The organism is Streptomyces sp. NPDC048483 (assembly GCF_040651455.1).
Classification (GTDB): domain Bacteria; phylum Actinomycetota; class Actinomycetes; order Streptomycetales; family Streptomycetaceae; genus Streptomyces.
On sequence record NZ_JBEZJZ010000149.1, the window covers coordinates 1 to 16,007 of the forward strand.

A 16,007-nucleotide genomic window follows, 5' to 3' on the forward strand; every position below is an offset into this window, starting at 1 on the left:
GACCGCTCGCTGGTACTGTGTGATCGAACAAATGCACATTCCGACAGGGGAGCGCCACAGCGCTGAGAGTGCGCGAAGGCGGGCCCACCGCGACACCATGCGGCCAAGGAGCAGCTGTTGACGGAAAGTGCCGATGAGACGACCGGCGCGGGACCCCTCCCCGCAGGCGGCTACCCCGCCGCCCGGGTGCGCCTCCTCCAGGACGAAGCGGTCACCGGGCCGGACCGGCGCGCGGCTCTCGCCCGCCTCACCGATGACTGGCTCGCCGCCCTCCTGGCCGGTGCCGCCGCCGAGGCCGGCGTCACCGGCGTCGCCCTGGTCGCCGTCGGCGGGTACGGCCGCGGCGAACTCTCCCCCCGCAGCGACCTCGACCTCCTCCTGCTGCACGACGGCCGCGCCGACCCCGGCGCGGTCGCCAAGCTCGCCGACCACCTCTGGTACCCCGTCTGGGACCTCGGCCTCGACCTCGACCACTCCGTACGCACCCCCGCAGAGGCCCGCAAGGCCGCCCGCGAGGACCTCAAGGTGCAGCTGGGCCTGCTGGACGCCCGCCACCTGGGCGGCGACCCGGAACTGACCGCCTCCCTGCGCACCGCCGCCTACGCCGACTGGCGCGAGAGCGCCCCCAAGCGGCTGCCCGAACTGCACGATCTGTGCCAGGAGCGCGCCGAGCGGCAGGGCGAGCTGCAATTCCTCCTTGAACCGGACCTCAAGGAAGCCAAGGGCGGGCTGCGGGACGCCACCGCGCTGCGGGCCGTCGCCGCCTCCTGGCTCGCCGACGCCCCGCGCGGCGGCCTGGAGGCCGCCCGCACCCGCCTCCTGGACACCCGCGACGCGCTCCACCTGGTCACCGGCCGCGCCGCCGACCGGCTCTCCCTCCAGGAACAGGGCCCGGTCGCCACCGCCCTCGGCGTGCCCGACGCCGACGTCCTGCTCCGGCAGACCTACGAAGCCGCCCGCACCCTCTCCTACGCCGCCGACGTCACCTGGCGCGAGGTCGGCCGCGTCCTGCGCGCCCGCTCCGTCCGGCCCACGCTGCGCAGCCTGCTGTCCGGCCGCACGGCAGACCGAGGGGAGCGCTCCCCGCTCACCGAGGGCGTCGTCGAACTCGACGGCGAGGCCGTTCTCGCCCGCTCCGCCCGGCCCGAGCACGACCCGGTGCTGGTGCTGCGCGCCGCGGCCGCCGCCGCCCAGGCCGGGCTGCCGCTGGCCCCCCACGCCATCCGCCGCTGCGCCACCGCCGCCGCTGCCCGGCCGCTGCCCGTGCCCTGGCCCGCCGAGGCCCGCGAGCAGCTGGTGACCCTCCTGGGCGCGGGCGCGCCCACCGTTCCCGTATGGGAGTCCCTGGAGGCCGAGGGCATCGTGACGCGGCTGCTGCCCGAGTGGGAACGGGTCCGCTGCCGCCCGCAGCGCAACCCCGTCCACACCTGGACCGTCGACCGCCACCTGGTCGAGACCGCCGTCCGGGCCTCCGCCCTGACCCGCCGGGTGCACCGCCCCGACCTCCTGCTGATCGCCGCCCTGCTGCACGACATCGGCAAGGGCCTGCCCGGCGACCACTCGGTGGCCGGCGAGACCCTCGCCCGGGACATGGCCGCCCGCCTCGGCTTCGAGGCCCGCGACACGGCCGTGATCGCCGCCCTCGTACGCCACCACCTCCTCCTCATCGAGACCGCCACCCGCCGCGACCTGGACGACCCGGCCACGGTCGGCGCGGTCGCGGACGCGGTCGGCAGCGCGGGCACCCTGGAGCTGCTGCACGCCCTGACCGAGGCCGATGCGCTCGCCACCGGGCCCGCCGCCTGGAGCGCGTGGCGCGGCGGTCTCGTCGCCGACCTGGTCAAACGGGTCGCCGCGCGGCTCGCGGGGGAGGCCGAGCCGGACGCGGGCGGCGACGGCGAGCCCACCGCGGAGCAGGAGCGGCTGGCCGTCGAGGCCGGGCGCACCGGCGGTGCGGTCCTGGCCCTGCACACCCGCGCCGAAGCCCCCATGGAGCACGAGGCGCAGGAACCCGTCGGCGTCGAACTCCACATCGCCGTCCCCGACCAGCCCGGCGTCCTGCCCGCCGCGGCCGGCGTCCTCGCCCTGCACCGCCTCACCGTCCGCGCCGCCGACCTGCGCACCCTCGACCCCATAGGGGACGGCCCGGTCCTCCTGCTCAGCTGGCGGGTGGCCGCCGAATACGGCTCGCTGCCGGACGCCGACCGGCTGCGGGTGGACCTGCACCGCACCCTGGACGGCTCCCTGGACATCCCCGCGCGCCTCGCCGAACGCGAACGCGCCTACGCCCGCCGTACCCGCGCCGCGCTCGCCCCGCCGCCCACGGTGACCGTCGCCCCCGGCACCTCCCGTACGGCGACCGTCATCGAGGTGCGGGCACAGGACGCCCACGGGCTGCTGCACCGGATCGGGCGGGCGCTGGAGACGGCCGGGGTCCGGGTCCGCAGCGCCCACATCAGCACGCTGGGAGCGAACGCCGTGGACGCCTTCTATGTGACCGGGCCGGACGGGCGGCCGCTGGCGGAGGCGGCGGCGCAGGCGCTCGCCGCGTCGGTGCAGTCCGCCCTCCTGTAGCGCACCGCGCACCGGTCCGGCCCGCGCCGCTTGCGGGGGCGGATACCCTAGAAGCCGACTGGACCCCGCCCCCGACCCCGAGGATCGACGACCGCCGTGTTCGATACGCTTTCCGACCGCCTGGCGAGTACTTTCAAAAACCTCCGGGGCAAGGGCCGCCTGAGCGAGGCGGACATCGACGCCACCGCGCGCGAGATCCGGATCGCCCTGCTCGAGGCCGACGTCGCCCTCCCCGTCGTCCGCGCCTTCATCAAGCAGGTCAAGGAGCGCGCCGCGGGCTCCGAGGTCTCCCAGGCGCTGAACCCCGCCCAGCAGGTCATCAAGATCGTCAACGAGGAGCTCATCGGCATCCTCGGCGGCGAGACCCGCCGGCTCCGCTTCGCCAAGCAGCCGCCGACCGTGATCATGCTGGCCGGCCTCCAGGGCGCCGGTAAGACCACTCTCGCCGGAAAGCTCGGCCGCTGGCTCAAGGGCCAGGGCCACAGTCCGCTGCTGGTCGCCTGTGACCTCCAGCGCCCCAACGCCGTCAACCAGCTGCAGGTCGTCTCCGAGCGCGCGGGCGTCGCCTTCTACGGTCCCCAGCCGGGCAACGGCGTCGGCGACCCGGTCCAGGTCGCCAAGGACTCGATCGAGCATGCGCGGACCAAGCAGTACGACGTCGTCGTCGTCGACACCGCCGGCCGCCTGGGCATCGACCAGGAGATGATGCAGCAGGCCGCGGACATCCGTGACGCGGTCAGCCCGGACGAGATCCTCTTCATCGTCGACGCGATGATCGGCCAGGACGCGGTCAACACCGCCGAGGCGTTCCGCGACGGCGTCGGCTTCGACGGCGTGGTGCTCTCCAAGCTCGACGGTGACGCCCGCGGTGGTGCCGCGCTCTCCATCGCGCATGTCACCGGCAAGCAGATCATGTTCGCCTCCAACGGCGAGAAGCTGGACGAGTTCGACGCGTTCCACCCGGACCGCATGGCGTCCCGCATCCTCGGCATGGGCGACATGCTCAGCCTCATCGAGAAGGCCGAGCAGACCTTCAGCCAGGCCGAGGCCGAGAAGATGGCGGCCAAGCTGGCGAAGGGCCCCAAGGAGTTCACCCTCGACGACTTCCTGGCCCAGATGGAGCAGGTCCGCAAGATGGGCTCCATCTCCAAGCTGCTCGGCATGCTGCCCGGCATGGGCCAGATGAAGGAGCAGATCAACAACCTCGACGAGCGCGAGGTCGACCGCACCGCCGCCGTCATCAAGTCGATGACGCCGGGCGAGCGCCACGACCCGACGATCATCAACGGCTCGCGGCGCGCCCGTATCGCCAAGGGCTCCGGCGTCGACGTCAGCACCGTCAAGAACCTGGTGGAGCGGTTCTTCGACGCCCGCAAGATGATGTCGAAGATGGCCCAGGGCGGCGGCATGCCTGGCATGCCTGGCATGCCGGGCATGGGCGGCGGCGCCGGCCGGAAGAAGAAGCAGGTCAAGCAGGCCAAGGGCAAGCGCAAGAGCGGTAACCCGATGAAGCGCAAGGCCGACGAAGAGGCCGCGGCCGCCCGCCGCGAGGCCGGCCAGTCCGGCAGCCCGTTCGGCCTGCCGCAGGGCAGCGAGCAGCCGCAGAACTTCGAACTCCCGGAGGAGTTCAAGAAGTTCATGGGCTAACGGTCCGCTGCGCTTGGCTTGCGCCCCGCGTTGTCGGCTGCGGCGCCGCGGTGGTTGTTCGCCGTTGCTCCCCACGCCCTTCAGGCAGTGGGGGAGCAATGGCGGGAAGCCAAAACGTCGGCTCAGGCAATACGCAGCACCAGGTACCGAAATACATTCGGCATCCACACCGTCCCGTCCGCCCGCTGATGCGGATGCAGTGCCTCGCCGAGTTCCTTCTCCACCTGCCGCCGCTCGGTCACCTCCAGCGCCGCGTCGAAGACGCCCGTCGACAGCAGCCCGCGCACCGCGCTCGCCATGTCCGCGTACCCGAACGGGCAGGCCACCCGCCCCGAACCGTCGGGCCGCAGGCCCGCCCGCTCCGCCAGGTCCTCCAGATCGTCCCGTCCGCTGGGCCGCCAGCCGGCGGAGCCGATGCCGTAGGCGCTCGCGGGGTCGGCCGACCGCTGCGCCACCCGCAGCACCCCGGCCGTCGCACACCGCTCCACCGGGCCCCACCCGCCCAGCACCACCGCACCGCCGCGCTCCGCCAGAGAGGCCGCCGCGGTCAGCGACGCCGTCAGCTCCTCGACGGTGCCCGCACAGCCCGACGGAGGGAACGCGGTGATCACATCGAACGGCGCACCCCCGGCCGCCGCCTGTGGCCCGCCGCTGACCAGCCGGGCCTCCTGGGGCCCGCCGTCCGGTGACAGCCGTTCGCGCGCCAGCGCCAGCCGCACCTCGTCCGTATCCACCCCGCTGACCTGCGCACCCCGCGCCGCCGCCAGCAGCAGTGCCAGCCCCGCGCCACAGCCGAGGCCCAGCAGCCGCGTGCCGGCCCCGATCCCCAGCCGGTCGTACGCGGCCTCGTACAGCGGCACCAGCATCCGCTCCTGGATCTCGGCCCAGTCGCGGGCCCGCGCCCGCGCACCCGCCGGATCGGGAAGGTTTCCACCGTGCAGGGAACCGGAGGCCGGAAGCTGGTGCCGCACGAGCGTGGGTGACATCGAAAGCGCCCCTATTCGCCGAGAACCGAAGCTGTTCAGTGCCGATCGCCCCCGTGTCCGAGCGTTGTGCGCCCCCGCAATCCAGACAACTGCGCATCCGTCCGGCCGTCCAGAGGGTGCGCCGGGGTTGTCTCCCGCGCGCCCCCGTATGCGCCGGGCCCGCGGCCCTGAGCGCCGTTCCAGCCTGCCCCGGCCCGCGCCGGTCCGCCACGCCGGCGCCACCCGGGTGTCGTGCTCCACTTCGGCGTACGGCGCCCCGTACCCCTACGGTGGGCCGTAACATCCCCGCCGGGAGCACCGCTCCGTCGGGCGTGTGGATTACGCCGTGCGGCGTACGCGGGGGTACGCCCCGGCTTGAGGGGTGCTGGGCGTCTTCTGCGGGGATCGCACGGGATCGGGCGCCGCGCCCCCGGCGCGGCCCATGACCAGAAACTGACTGGTACGTGCAAATTATTTGGGATGCCCCGGAATCGGAACACTGGACGGCCTCGGCTCGTTGTTACGACGTGAGCACGACACCGCCTGTTCTCGCCGCCGAGCTGGCGCTCGCGTGGGCCGATATTCAACGGCACCACCCCGAGCTGCCGGACCTGGCCGCGCCCGAGTCCCTGATCGGAGAGTCCTCGTCCGCCTGTGGCGCCGAGCTCTCCTTCGAACGGCTGCTTCATGAGGCCGTCCACGGCATCGCCGCCGCCCGCGGCATCCGTGACACCTCCCGTGCCGGCCGCTACCACAACCGCCGGTTCCTGGCGATCGCCGAGGAGCTGGGCCTGGATCACGTCGACGAACCGCATCCCAGCAGCGGCTTCTCCCTGGTCACGCTCAGCCCCGAAGCCAGACGGCGCTACCGCCCCACCATCGAGCGCCTCGCCAGAGCCCTCAAGGCACACACCGTCGCCACCGCCACCGACACCGCCCGCAGCTTCCGCGGCCCGGCCGCCCGGCACGGCTCCTCCGGAGGCGGCGTCCGTGTCAAGGCCGTCTGCGACTGCGGGCGCAACGTCCGCGTCGTGCCGTCCGTGCTGGCCCAGGCGCCGATCGTCTGCGGCGGCTGCGGCAAGCCGTTCCGTATCCCCGAAGTGGCCGCGGTCGGCTGACCTCAGGGCGTGTGGCACAATGGCCAGCTGTACTCGACAGCCGCACAGGACCCCTCTCTCCTCCGGCTGACGCGTCCATCGGGCACCCCGAGTACCGCAACCCCACGTGGCATCCCGTTGTGCCCCACCACGTCAAGACCAGGAGACACCACTCCCGTGGCAGTCAAGATCAAGCTGAAGCGTCTGGGCAAGATCCGTTCGCCTCACTACCGCATCGTCATCGCCGACTCCCGTACCCGCCGTGACGGCCGGGCCATCGAGGAGATCGGTCTGTACCACCCGGTGCAGAACCCCTCGCGCATCGAGGTCAACTCCGAGCGTGCCCAGTACTGGCTGAGCGTCGGCGCGCAGCCGACCGAGCCCGTCATGGCCATCCTCAAGGTCACCGGCGACTGGCAGAAGTTCAAGGGTCTGCCGGCCCCGGCGCCGATGAAGGTCGCCGAGCCCAAGGCCGACAAGCGCGCCCTCTTCGAGGCCGCCGCCAAGGCTTCCGGCGACGAGCCGAAGGGTGAGGCCATCACCCCGAAGGCGAAGAAGGCCGACAAGAAGGCGGACGAGGCTGCGGCCGAGTCCACCTCCGAGTCGACCGAGGCCTGAGCATGCTCGAGGAAGCCCTCGAGCACCTCGTCAAGGGCATCGTCGACAACCCCGATGACGTGCAGGTTGCCTCGCGCACCCTGCGCCGCGGGCGCGTTCTCGAGGTCCGGGTCCACCCCGACGACCTCGGCAAGGTGATCGGCCGCAACGGCCGCACCGCACGCGCCCTGCGGACTGTCGTCGGCGCCATCGGCGGCCGCGGAATCCGCGTCGACCTCGTCGACGTGGACCAGGTCCGCTGACAAGTTGAACACCGGCTCGGGCCGGGGAGGGCCGTCGGCCCACCCCGGCCCGTACCCGTTAGAGGCGGTTTCCTTCGGACCGCAGCCATCAATTGAGGAACCACGACGGCGAGCGACCACCTTCGCGAGAGCGGTGGCGGTTCAGCCGCAAGGAGCAGTAGTGCAGCTGGTAGTCGCCCGCATCGGCCGCGCCCACGGCATCAAGGGCGAGGTCACCGTAGAGGTACGCACGGACGAGCCCGAACTGCGGCTCGGCCCCGGGGCCGTCCTCGCCACCGATCCGTCCTCCGTCGGACCGCTGACCATCGCCACCGGCCGGGTGCACAGCGGCCGGCTGCTGCTGCGCTTCGAGGGCGTCGGGGACCGTACGGCCGCCGAAGCGCTGCGCAACACCCTGCTGATCGCGGAGGTCGACCCCGAGGAGGTCCCCGAGGACCCCGAGGAGTTCTACGACCACCAGCTGATCGACCTCGATGTCGTCACCCGTGACGGCACCACCGTCGGCCGGATCTCCGAGGTTTCCCACCTTCCCTACCAGGACCTGCTGATCGTCAAGAAGCCCGACGGCGGCGAGGTCATGATCCCGTTCGTCAGCGAGATCGTCCCCGAGATCGACCTCGAGGAGCAGCGCGCCGTCATCGACCCGCCGCCCGGCCTCCTCGACGAGAGCCAGGCGGAGATCGCCTCGAGCCGCGAGGACAGCTGATGCGCCTCGACGTCGTCACGATCTTCCCCGAATACCTGGAGCCGCTGAACGTCTCCCTCGTCGGCAAGGCCCGCGCCCGCGGTCAGCTCGACGTGCGCATCCATGACCTGCGGGAATGGACGCACGACAAGCACCACACCGTCGACGACACCCCCTACGGCGGCGGCCCCGGCATGGTCATGAAGCCCGAGCCGTGGGGCGCGGCGCTGGACTCCGTCATCACCTCCGGGGAGGGCGAGGCCCTTCCGGTGATCGTCGTGCCCACCCCCAGCGGCAAGCCCTTCACCCAGCAGCTCGCCGTCGAACTCTCCGCCAAGCCGTGGCTGGTCTTCACCCCCGCCCGCTACGAAGGCATCGACCGCCGGGTCATCGAGGAGTACGGGGACCGCCTCGACGTCCGCGAGGTCTCCATCGGCGACTACGTCCTGGCCGGCGGCGAGGCCCCGGTACTCGTCATGGTCGAGGCCATCGCCCGGCTGCTGCCCGGCGTCCTCGGCAACGCCGCCTCCCACCAGGACGACTCCTTCGCCCCCGGCGCGATGGCCGACCTCCTGGAGGGCCCCGTCTACACCAAGCCCCCCGAGTGGCGGGGCCGCACCATCCCCGACGTCCTGCTCAGCGGCCACCACGGCAAGATCGCCCGCTGGCGCCGCGACGAGGCGTTCCGCCGTACCGACCTCAACCGCCCCGACCTGATCGGGCGCGCCGACCCCGCCGCCTTCGACAAGAAGGACCGCGACATCCTCGCCGCGCTGGGCTGGGCACCGGGAACGGACGGCCGATTTGGGCGCACGAGTGAAGCCGTGGAAGAATAGGCCGCTGCTGTGTGCGTCCGGCGCGCGCCCCTGCCACAGGGGGAACGACGCCCGCCCGACGGAACGGCAACCAGAACATCCTTTTCCGACATCCCGTTGATGACCTGTGGCATCAGCGAAGAAAGCAGCAGGTCATGCACCTTCTCGACTCCGTCGACGCCGCGTCGAAGCGCAGCGACATCCCGGCCTTCCGCCCGGGTGACACCGTCAACGTCCACGTCCGCGTCATCGAGGGCAACCGCTCCCGTGTGCAGCAGTTCAAGGGCGTTGTCATCCGCCGTCAGGGCGCCGGCGTGCGCGAGACCTTCACGGTCCGCAAGGTCAGCTTCTCCGTCGGCGTCGAGCGCACCTTCCCCGTGCACACCCCGATCGTCGAGAAGATCGAGGTCGTGACCCGCGGTGACGTCCGTCGCGCCAAGCTGTACTTCCTCCGTGAGCTCCGCGGCAAGGCCGCGAAGATCAAGGAGAAGCGCGAGCGCTGAGCCCGCCCGCCCCGGACCGCGATTTTTGCGCCGGAGGCAACGCAAACCCCGGCTCGCGTACGGCGTCCGGACCCGGCCGGATAGGCTCAGGGCCCGATGGACACCGACGCACAGCTCACGGAGCGCGACCCCTCTCCCGCCCCCGACCAGGGGCCGGAGCAGCGGTCGCGCTCCGCGCGTTTCCGCGCCCGGCCGTTCACCCTCCTCGCCTGCTGCCTGGCCTTTCTGTTCCTGCTCAGCACCTTTGTCGTGCAGCCCTTTCTGATCCCCAGCTCCTCCATGGAGAACACGCTGCGGATCGGCGACCGGGTGCTGGTCAACAAGCTGGCGTACCGCTTCGGCGGTGAGCCGGCGCGCGGCGATGTGGTGGTGTTCGACGGCACCGGCTCTTTCGTTCACAGCAACGCGGGGGAGAATCCCGTTACGGCGCTGCTGCGCGGGGCCGGCGCGGCGCTGGGCCTCGCCCGGCCCGCGGACACCGACTACGTCAAGCGGGTGATCGGGGTCGGTGGCGACCGTGTGACCTGCTGTGACAAACGGGGGCGGATCAAAGTGAACGGAAATCCCGTCAGCGAGGGCTATCTCCATCCGGGGGACGCGCCGTCCTCGGTGGACTTCGACATCGTGGTGCCGCAAGGCAAGCTGTGGGTGATGGGGGACCACCGCGCCAGATCCAGCGATTCCCGCGACCACCTCGGTGAGGCCGGCGGCGGCACCGTACCGGTCGGCAAGGTGATCGGCCGGGCCGACTGGATCAGCTGGCCGGTCGGCCGCTGGACCACCCTCGACGCCCCGCGCTCCTTCGACGGCATACCCGCCCCGGCAGGCCACCGTGGGTAACCGCGGCAAGCCCCGCCACGGGGGCCGTCACACCACGGCACCGGACGGCGGGACGCCCGGCACCGACGGGCAGGCAGCGGGCGGCGACGAGCGCGGCGGCGGTACGGCAGCGGCCCGCACCCGCCGCGCGACCGGGGGACGGGCCGAGCGGCGCCGCCAGGCCAAGCGCATCAAACGCCGCAGGCAGCGTTCCTACCTCAAGGAAATCCCCATCCTCATCGGCGTGGCGCTGGCCATCGCCCTCGTACTGAAGACCTTCCTGGTGCAGGCGTTCGTGATCCCGTCGGGCTCCATGGAGCAGACGATCAGGATCGGCGACCGGGTGCTGGTCGACAAGCTCACGCCCTGGTTCGGCGCCAAGCCGGAACGCGGCGACGTCGTCGTCTTCAAGGACCCGGGAAACTGGCTGCCCCCGGACGAGAAGAGCCGTCTGGCCGGGGACCCGCCGGTGGGCGTCAAGCAGTTCAAGGACTTCATGACCTTCATCGGGCTGCTGCCGTCCGACGATGAACAGGACCTGATCAAGCGGGTGATCGGGGTCGGCGGCGACACCGTCAAATGCTGCGACAAGAAGGGCCGCGTCACCGTCAACGGCACCCCGCTGGCCGAGCCGTACGTCCACCCCGGCAACCCGCCCTCCACGCTGAAATTCACCGTGAACGTCCCCACCGGCCGGATCTTCGTGATGGGTGACCACCGCTCCGACTCCGCCGATTCGCGCTTCCACCTGGACGAGCCGTACCGTGGCACGGTCTCGGAGGACAACGTCGTCGGTCAGGCCGTGGTGATCGCCTGGCCGGTGGGCCACTGGCGGCAACTGGAAGAGCCCGACACGTTTGCCACGGTGCACGACGCGCCGGGCGCGAAGGCGGCGTCCACAGGTGCGCCGAATAGGCTGTCCCCCGAGAGTTTGGCTGTACTCCCGACCCCTGCGGAACTCCCGCTCGTTATGGGAGTGGTGGGCCTGCACCGGTTGACGGGCGGGCGAATGCGCGGAGTAAGGAGCAGATGTGGGGGACTTGGCGGTCGGCGCGCGGTCCGGAACCGAAGAGCCCGAAGAGCCGGCGGGGCAGGGTGAGTCCCAGCCCCCGCAGCAGGCGGCGAGTTCCGTGCATCGGCCACAGTCACAGCGGTCGGCACGGACCGGTCCGTCCGGCCTCTCCGACCGTTCGGCGGACGAGGAGGAGGACGGCAGCGTGAAGAAGGCCAAGAAGCCACGCGCCTTCTGGAAGGAGCTGCCGATCCTCATCGGCATCGCCCTGGTCCTTGCGCTGCTGATCAAGACATTCCTGGTACAGGCGTTCTCCATCCCCTCCGACTCCATGCAGGACACCCTGCAGCGCGGGGACCGGGTGCTGGTCGACAAGCTGACACCGTGGTTCGGGTCGAAGCCGCAGCGCGGCGAGGTCGTCGTCTTCCACGACCCGGGACACTGGCTCAACGAGACGCCCACCCCCGAGCCCAACCCCGTCCAGAAGGTCCTCAGCTTCATCGGCCTGATGCCGTCCGCCGAGGAGAAGGACCTGATCAAGCGGGTCATCGCGGTCGGCGGCGACACCGTCGAGTGCCATGGCACCGGCCCGGTCAAGGTCAACGGCAAGGCGCTCAACGAGGACTCGTACATCTTCCCCGGTGCCACCCCCTGCGGTGACCGCGCCTTCGGCCCGATCAAGGTCCCCAAGGACCGCATCTGGGTCATGGGCGACCACCGGGACGACTCCCTCGACTCCCGCTACCACCAGAACCTCAAGGGAGGCGGCACGGTCTCGGTCGACGAGGTCGTCGGCCGCGCCTTCACCATCGCCTGGCCCATCGACCGCTGGGCGACGCTGCCGGTGCCCGACACCTTCGACCAGCCGGGGATCAACAAGGCCATGGCGGCGGCCCCGGCCACGCTGGGCCTCGCCGGCGCCCTTCCGCTGGTGCTCTGGCGCCGCCGGAGGCTGACCAGGCAGCACTCCCAGGTGCCGACCGGGGAGCGCCCCCAGGTGCTTACCGGGGAGCGTTACCCCAGGTAGGGTGCCGTCCCAGATCTTCGAACGCGGGCGCCGCCCGCAGGGTGGGAGCGCTGGGATGAGCAGCAGTACGGAACGCAGGACCGACGGCCGCGGCCGGACCACGGGCAGTGTGCTGTCCGGTCTGGCCGTGGCCGTCGGCTGTGTGCTGTTCCTGGGCGGCTTCGTATGGGCGGCACTGATCTACCGTCCCTACACGGTGCCGACCGACTCGATGTCGCCGACGATCGCCGTCGGCGCCAGGGTCCTGGCCGAAAAGGTGGACGGCGCCGAGATACGCCGCGGCGACATCGTCGTCTTCAAGGACAAGGCCTGGGGTCAGCTGCCGATGGTCAAGCGCGTCGTCGGTGTCGGCGGCGACACGATCGCCTGCTGCACCAAGCAGGGCAGGCTCACGATCAACGGGAAGCCCGTCGAGGAACCGTATCTGCACGGCAACGGACCCGCCTCCCCCGTCGGCTTCCGTTCGACCAAGGTCCCTGCCGGCCAGCTCTTCCTCCTCGGCGACCACCGCAGCGACTCCCTCGACTCCCGCGTCCACCTCGCCGACGGTGACCGGGGCGCCGTCCCGCGCAGCGCCGTCCAGGCCCGCGTCGACGCCCGCGCCTGGCCGCTCTCCGGCATCGGCGTGATGGAGCGCCCCAGCAGCTTCGCCTCGCTCCCCGGCGGCGTCTCACAGCCCGGCCCTGTCCGGCCCCTCGCCCTCGCCGTCGTCGCCGGTGCGGTCCTCGTCCTCGGCGGCGCGGCCTACGGCCCCATCGCCCGGCGCCGGACCCGGAAAGCCCGCAGCCATGACTGAGTCCCCGGAAACGGCCGCCGACGACACCACCGAGGTACGCCAGGTCTCCCGGGTCGTCCTGCTCGACCCCGATGACCGGATCCTGCTCCTGCACGGCTTCGAACCGGACAACCCCTCCGATACCTGGTGGTTCACCCCCGGGGGCGGCCTGGAAGGCAGCGAGACCCACGAAGAGGCCGCCCACCGCGAACTCGCGGAGGAGACCGGCATCACCGATGCCGCCCTCGGCCCCGTCCTGTGGAAACGCCGCTGCTCCTTTCCGTTCGACGGGCGGCGCTGGGACCAGGAGGAGTGGTATTACCTGGGACGTACGGACCGTACTGCCACCGACATGGCCGGGCAGACGGACCTGGAGCGACGCAGCGTCTCGGGACTGAGGTGGTGGACTGCGAAGGAACTGTCTGCGTCGCATGAGACGGTGTATCCGACCAGACTCGCCGAGCTGCTGCGCACGCTGCTCGACGAAGGGCCCCCGAGTGCGCCGGTGCTCCTGGCGACCGAGCGGGTCTGACGCACAATAGGGGGACGCAAGGCTGAAGGGGATCTGCCATGAGCGCCGAGGACCTCGAGAAGTACGAGACCGAGATGGAGCTGAAGCTCTACCGGGAGTACCGCGACGTCGTCGGACTGTTCAAATATGTGATCGAGACCGAGCGTCGTTTCTACCTCACCAACGACTACGAGATGCAGGTGCACTCGGTGCAGGGCGAGGTCTTCTTCGAGGTCTCGATGGCCGACGCCTGGGTCTGGGACATGTACCGCCCGGCCCGCTTCGTCAAGCAGGTGCGCGTACTCACATTCAAGGACGTGAACATCGAGGAGCTCAACAAGAGCGACCTCGATCTGCCGGGCAGCTGACGGCGGGGGCCGCCGTTGCCCCCTGCGGGTGACGAGGTTGTCCACAACCGACCGGTTATCCACCAAGATCCAATACAGCTGTGCGGAAGCGTCACAGTCGGTGCCGGAGGTGGTGCCGAATGAACGCCACGCAGGCCGGCCGGGGGGCCGGGAACACCGCACGGACCACAGAGGGCGCGGGGCGCTCCGGGAGCGCGAGGGGCCGGAAGCCGGGAGGCGGGGCCGCACAGCGCCGCACCCCCGCGCCCACCCCGTCGGCCGCTCCATCCGCAGCTCCATCCGCCACTACGACGGATCCGCGGCGGGCGCTCGGCCGCTACGGCGAAGACCTGGCCGCCCGCCGCCTCGTCGAAGCCGGCATGCGGATCCTGGACCGTAACTGGCGTTGCCGGGACGGCGAGATCGACATCGTGGCGGCCGACGGCGACGCCCTCGTCGTCTGCGAGGTGAAAACCCGCCGCGCAGCCACGTTCGAACACCCCATGGCGGCCGTACGGGCCCACAAGACCGAGCGGCTGCGACTGCTCGCCGAGCGCTGGCTGGAGCGACACGGCGGCCCGCCGCCCGGCGGCGTACGCATCGACGTCATCGGCGTGCTGCTCCCGGCCCGCGGCGCACCCGTGGTCGAACACGTACGGGGGGTGGCGTGATGGGATTCGCCCGCACCTGCTCCGTTGCCCTGGTCGGCGTCGAGGGTGTCGTCGTCGAGGTCCAGGCCGACCTGGAACCCGGCGTCGCGGCCTTCACCCTGGTCGGGCTGCCCGACAAGAGCCTGGTCGAATCCAAGGACCGAGTGCGTGCGGCCGTGGTGAATTCCGGCGCCGAATGGCCCCAGAAGAAGCTCACCGTCGGCCTCAGCCCCGCATCCGTCCCCAAGAGCGGCAGCGGCTTCGACCTGGCCGTGGCCTGCGCGGTCCTCGGCGCCGCCGAACGCCTCGACCCCCGCGAACTCACCGACCTGATGATGATCGGCGAACTGGGCCTGGACGGCAGGGTCCGCCCCGTACGCGGCGTACTGCCCGCCGTCCTGGCCGCCGCCGACGCCGGATACCGGCAGGTCGTCGTCCCGGAACGGACCGCCGCCGAGGCCTCACTCGTCCCCGGTATCTCCGTCCTCGGCATCCGCAGCCTGCGTCAGCTCATCGCGGTCCTCAGCGACGAACCGGTGCCCGACGAGGACGAGCACACCCTCACCGAAGGCCGACCCGATCCCCTCCTGTCCGGCCTCGCCGTTCCCGGCACGGGCGTCTGCGCCGGCCTCCCACCCGGCGACCGCGCACTTGACCTGGCGGACGTCGCGGGCCAGCACAACGCCCGGCGCGCCCTGGAAGTGGCCGCCGCAGGACGCCACCACATCTTCCTCAAAGGCCCGCCCGGAGCAGGCAAAACCATGCTCGCCGAACGCCTCCCGGGCCTCCTGCCGCCCCTGTCGCCCAAGGAATCCCTGGAGGTCACCGCCGTCCACTCGGTCGCCGGCACCCTCCCACCAGGACAGCCCCTCGTCGACCGCCCGCCCTACTGCGCCCCGCACCACTCCGCCACCATGGCATCCCTCGTCGGCGGCGGTAGCGGACTGCCCCGCCCCGGTGCCGTGTCCCTGGCCCACCACGGGGTGCTGTTCGTGGACGAGGCGGCCGAGTGCAACGCCCGCGTCCTCGACGCGCTGCGCCAGCCCCTGGAAGCAGGCCATGTGGTCGTCGCCCGCTCCGCCGGCATGATGCGCATGCCGGCCCGCTTTCTCCTGGCTCTCGCGGCGAATCCCTGCCCCTGCGGCAGACACGGCACCACCGGAGGCGGCTGCGAATGCCGCCCCTCTTCGATCCGTCGCTACCGCGCGCGGCTGTCCGGCCCGCTGATGGACCGCGTGGACCTGCGGATCGCCGTGGAACCGGTCGCCCGCTCCGAGCTGGTCGCCCTCGGCCGCGGCGCCGAGTCCACCGCATCGGTCGCCGAACGCGTACGGTCCGCCCGCGAACGCGCCGCCGCCCGCTTCGCCGGCACCCCCTGGAACACCAACAGCGAGGTACCCGGACACGAGCTGAGAACCCGCTGGCAGGTGGATCCCGGAGCCCTCGCGCAGGCCGAACGCGACTTGGAATGCGGCCTGCTGACGGCCCGTGGCCTGGACCGCGTCCTCCGCGTCGCCTGGACGGCCGCCGACCTCGCCGGCCGCAACCGGCCCACGAAGGAAGACGTCAATTGGGCGCTGGAACTCCGCACGGGGGTGCGGCGCGGGAACGGGGTGCCGGTGCCGGCGGCGTCGTGATCGGTGCGGGGGGGGGGCTCGACACAGGCGTCCGGCACCGAGCTGATGATCACCGTGTCCGCGTCGGCGAGATCGTCGAGGCC

At 71.7% G+C, this 16,007-nt stretch carries 17 protein-coding genes; 16 read left to right on the top strand and 1 reads right to left on the bottom strand.

Annotated features, from left to right (window positions below; genetic code table 11):
* Positions 1-117 precede the first annotated feature (117 nt).
* Both AB0D04_RS39065 and ffh read left to right on the top strand, forming a co-directional pair.
* Complete coding sequence (locus AB0D04_RS39065; protein WP_362712164.1) at positions 118-2,574, top strand: [protein-PII] uridylyltransferase; 2,457 nt, start codon at positions 118-120, stop codon at positions 2,572-2,574.
* A 96-nt stretch (positions 2,575-2,670) separates the two neighbouring features.
* The gene (gene ffh / locus AB0D04_RS39070) at positions 2,671-4,221 is read left to right on the top strand and encodes a signal recognition particle protein (RefSeq protein ID WP_362712165.1); all 1,551 of its coding nucleotides are present in this window, start codon (positions 2,671-2,673) and stop codon (positions 4,219-4,221) included.
* Positions 4,222-4,343: 122 nt separating this feature from the next.
* On the opposite strand, the gene AB0D04_RS39075 is transcribed toward ffh, so the two are convergent.
* Positions 4,344-5,207, bottom strand: a complete 864-nt coding sequence (locus tag AB0D04_RS39075) for a methyltransferase domain-containing protein (RefSeq protein WP_362712166.1) — start codon at positions 5,205-5,207, stop codon at positions 4,344-4,346.
* 506 nt (positions 5,208-5,713) lie between these two features.
* Between AB0D04_RS39075 and AB0D04_RS39080 the strand changes: the two genes are divergently transcribed.
* From AB0D04_RS39080 to AB0D04_RS39145, 14 genes are all read left to right on the top strand, one after another.
* Positions 5,714-6,304, top strand: coding sequence for a hypothetical protein (locus AB0D04_RS39080; protein WP_046925783.1), 591 nt, complete (start codon positions 5,714-5,716; stop codon positions 6,302-6,304).
* Positions 6,305-6,460: 156 nt separating this feature from the next.
* The gene (gene rpsP / locus AB0D04_RS39085; RefSeq protein WP_362712167.1) at positions 6,461-6,901 is read left to right on the top strand and encodes a 30S ribosomal protein S16; all 441 of its coding nucleotides are present in this window, start codon (positions 6,461-6,463) and stop codon (positions 6,899-6,901) included.
* Between the two features lie 2 nt (positions 6,902-6,903).
* Positions 6,904-7,143, top strand: coding sequence for an RNA-binding protein (locus tag AB0D04_RS39090; RefSeq protein ID WP_003980229.1), 240 nt, complete (start codon positions 6,904-6,906; stop codon positions 7,141-7,143).
* A 160-nt stretch (positions 7,144-7,303) separates the two neighbouring features.
* Positions 7,304-7,849 (top strand): ribosome maturation factor RimM, encoded by a 546-nt coding sequence (rimM, locus tag AB0D04_RS39095; protein ID WP_362712168.1) that lies wholly within the window; start codon positions 7,304-7,306, stop codon positions 7,847-7,849.
* On the top strand, positions 7,849-8,664 hold the full coding sequence (gene trmD, locus AB0D04_RS39100; protein ID WP_362712169.1) for a tRNA (guanosine(37)-N1)-methyltransferase TrmD: 816 nt from the start codon (positions 7,849-7,851) through the stop codon (positions 8,662-8,664). Before rimM ends, trmD begins: the two co-directional genes overlap by 1 nt.
* A 134-nt stretch (positions 8,665-8,798) precedes the next feature.
* On the top strand, positions 8,799-9,146 hold the full coding sequence (gene rplS / locus AB0D04_RS39105; protein ID WP_362712170.1) for a 50S ribosomal protein L19: 348 nt from the start codon (positions 8,799-8,801) through the stop codon (positions 9,144-9,146).
* 96 nt (positions 9,147-9,242) lie between these two features.
* Positions 9,243-9,986, top strand: coding sequence for a signal peptidase I (lepB, locus tag AB0D04_RS39110; protein WP_362712171.1), 744 nt, complete (start codon positions 9,243-9,245; stop codon positions 9,984-9,986).
* The gene (gene lepB, locus AB0D04_RS39115) at positions 9,979-11,064 is read left to right on the top strand and encodes a signal peptidase I (RefSeq protein WP_362712172.1); all 1,086 of its coding nucleotides are present in this window, start codon (positions 9,979-9,981) and stop codon (positions 11,062-11,064) included. The genes lepB (AB0D04_RS39110) and lepB (AB0D04_RS39115) overlap by 8 nt, the downstream gene beginning before the upstream one ends.
* A complete protein-coding gene (lepB, locus tag AB0D04_RS39120) occupies positions 11,006-12,004 on the top strand; it encodes a signal peptidase I (RefSeq protein ID WP_362712176.1) in 999 nt (332 codons plus the stop codon). The genes lepB (AB0D04_RS39115) and lepB (AB0D04_RS39120) overlap by 59 nt, the downstream gene beginning before the upstream one ends.
* A gap of 55 nt (positions 12,005-12,059) precedes the next feature.
* Positions 12,060-12,800, top strand: a complete 741-nt coding sequence (gene lepB / locus AB0D04_RS39125) for a signal peptidase I (protein WP_362712173.1) — start codon at positions 12,060-12,062, stop codon at positions 12,798-12,800.
* Positions 12,793-13,311 (top strand): NUDIX hydrolase, encoded by a 519-nt coding sequence (locus AB0D04_RS39130; protein WP_362712174.1) that lies wholly within the window; start codon positions 12,793-12,795, stop codon positions 13,309-13,311. The genes lepB (AB0D04_RS39125) and AB0D04_RS39130 overlap by 8 nt, the downstream gene beginning before the upstream one ends.
* Positions 13,312-13,349: 38 nt before the next feature.
* Positions 13,350-13,658, top strand: a complete 309-nt coding sequence (locus tag AB0D04_RS39135) for a DUF2469 domain-containing protein (protein ID WP_003980220.1) — start codon at positions 13,350-13,352, stop codon at positions 13,656-13,658.
* Positions 13,659-13,987: 329 nt separating this feature from the next.
* Positions 13,988-14,308, top strand: a complete 321-nt coding sequence (locus tag AB0D04_RS39140) for a YraN family protein (protein ID WP_362712177.1) — start codon at positions 13,988-13,990, stop codon at positions 14,306-14,308.
* Entirely contained in the window at positions 14,308-15,924 is a 1,617-nt protein-coding gene (locus AB0D04_RS39145; protein WP_362712175.1) for a YifB family Mg chelatase-like AAA ATPase, read from the top strand. The genes AB0D04_RS39140 and AB0D04_RS39145 overlap by 1 nt, the downstream gene beginning before the upstream one ends.
* Positions 15,925-16,007 lie beyond the last annotated feature (83 nt).

Coding starts and splice junctions, on each gene's coding strand:
- AB0D04_RS39075 (WP_362712166.1), bottom strand. CDS start 5,207: ATGTCACCCACGCTCGTGCGGCACCAGCTTCCGGCCTCCGGTTCCCTG.
- AB0D04_RS39090 (WP_003980229.1), top strand. CDS start 6,904: ATGCTCGAGGAAGCCCTCGAGCACCTCGTCAAGGGCATCGTCGACAAC.
- trmD (WP_362712169.1), top strand. CDS start 7,849: ATGCGCCTCGACGTCGTCACGATCTTCCCCGAATACCTGGAGCCGCTG.
- rplS (WP_362712170.1), top strand. CDS start 8,799: ATGCACCTTCTCGACTCCGTCGACGCCGCGTCGAAGCGCAGCGACATC.
- lepB (WP_362712171.1), top strand. CDS start 9,243: ATGGACACCGACGCACAGCTCACGGAGCGCGACCCCTCTCCCGCCCCC.
- lepB (WP_362712173.1), top strand. CDS start 12,060: ATGAGCAGCAGTACGGAACGCAGGACCGACGGCCGCGGCCGGACCACG.
- AB0D04_RS39130 (WP_362712174.1), top strand. CDS start 12,793: ATGACTGAGTCCCCGGAAACGGCCGCCGACGACACCACCGAGGTACGC.
- AB0D04_RS39135 (WP_003980220.1), top strand. CDS start 13,350: ATGAGCGCCGAGGACCTCGAGAAGTACGAGACCGAGATGGAGCTGAAG.
- AB0D04_RS39145 (WP_362712175.1), top strand. CDS start 14,308: ATGGGATTCGCCCGCACCTGCTCCGTTGCCCTGGTCGGCGTCGAGGGT.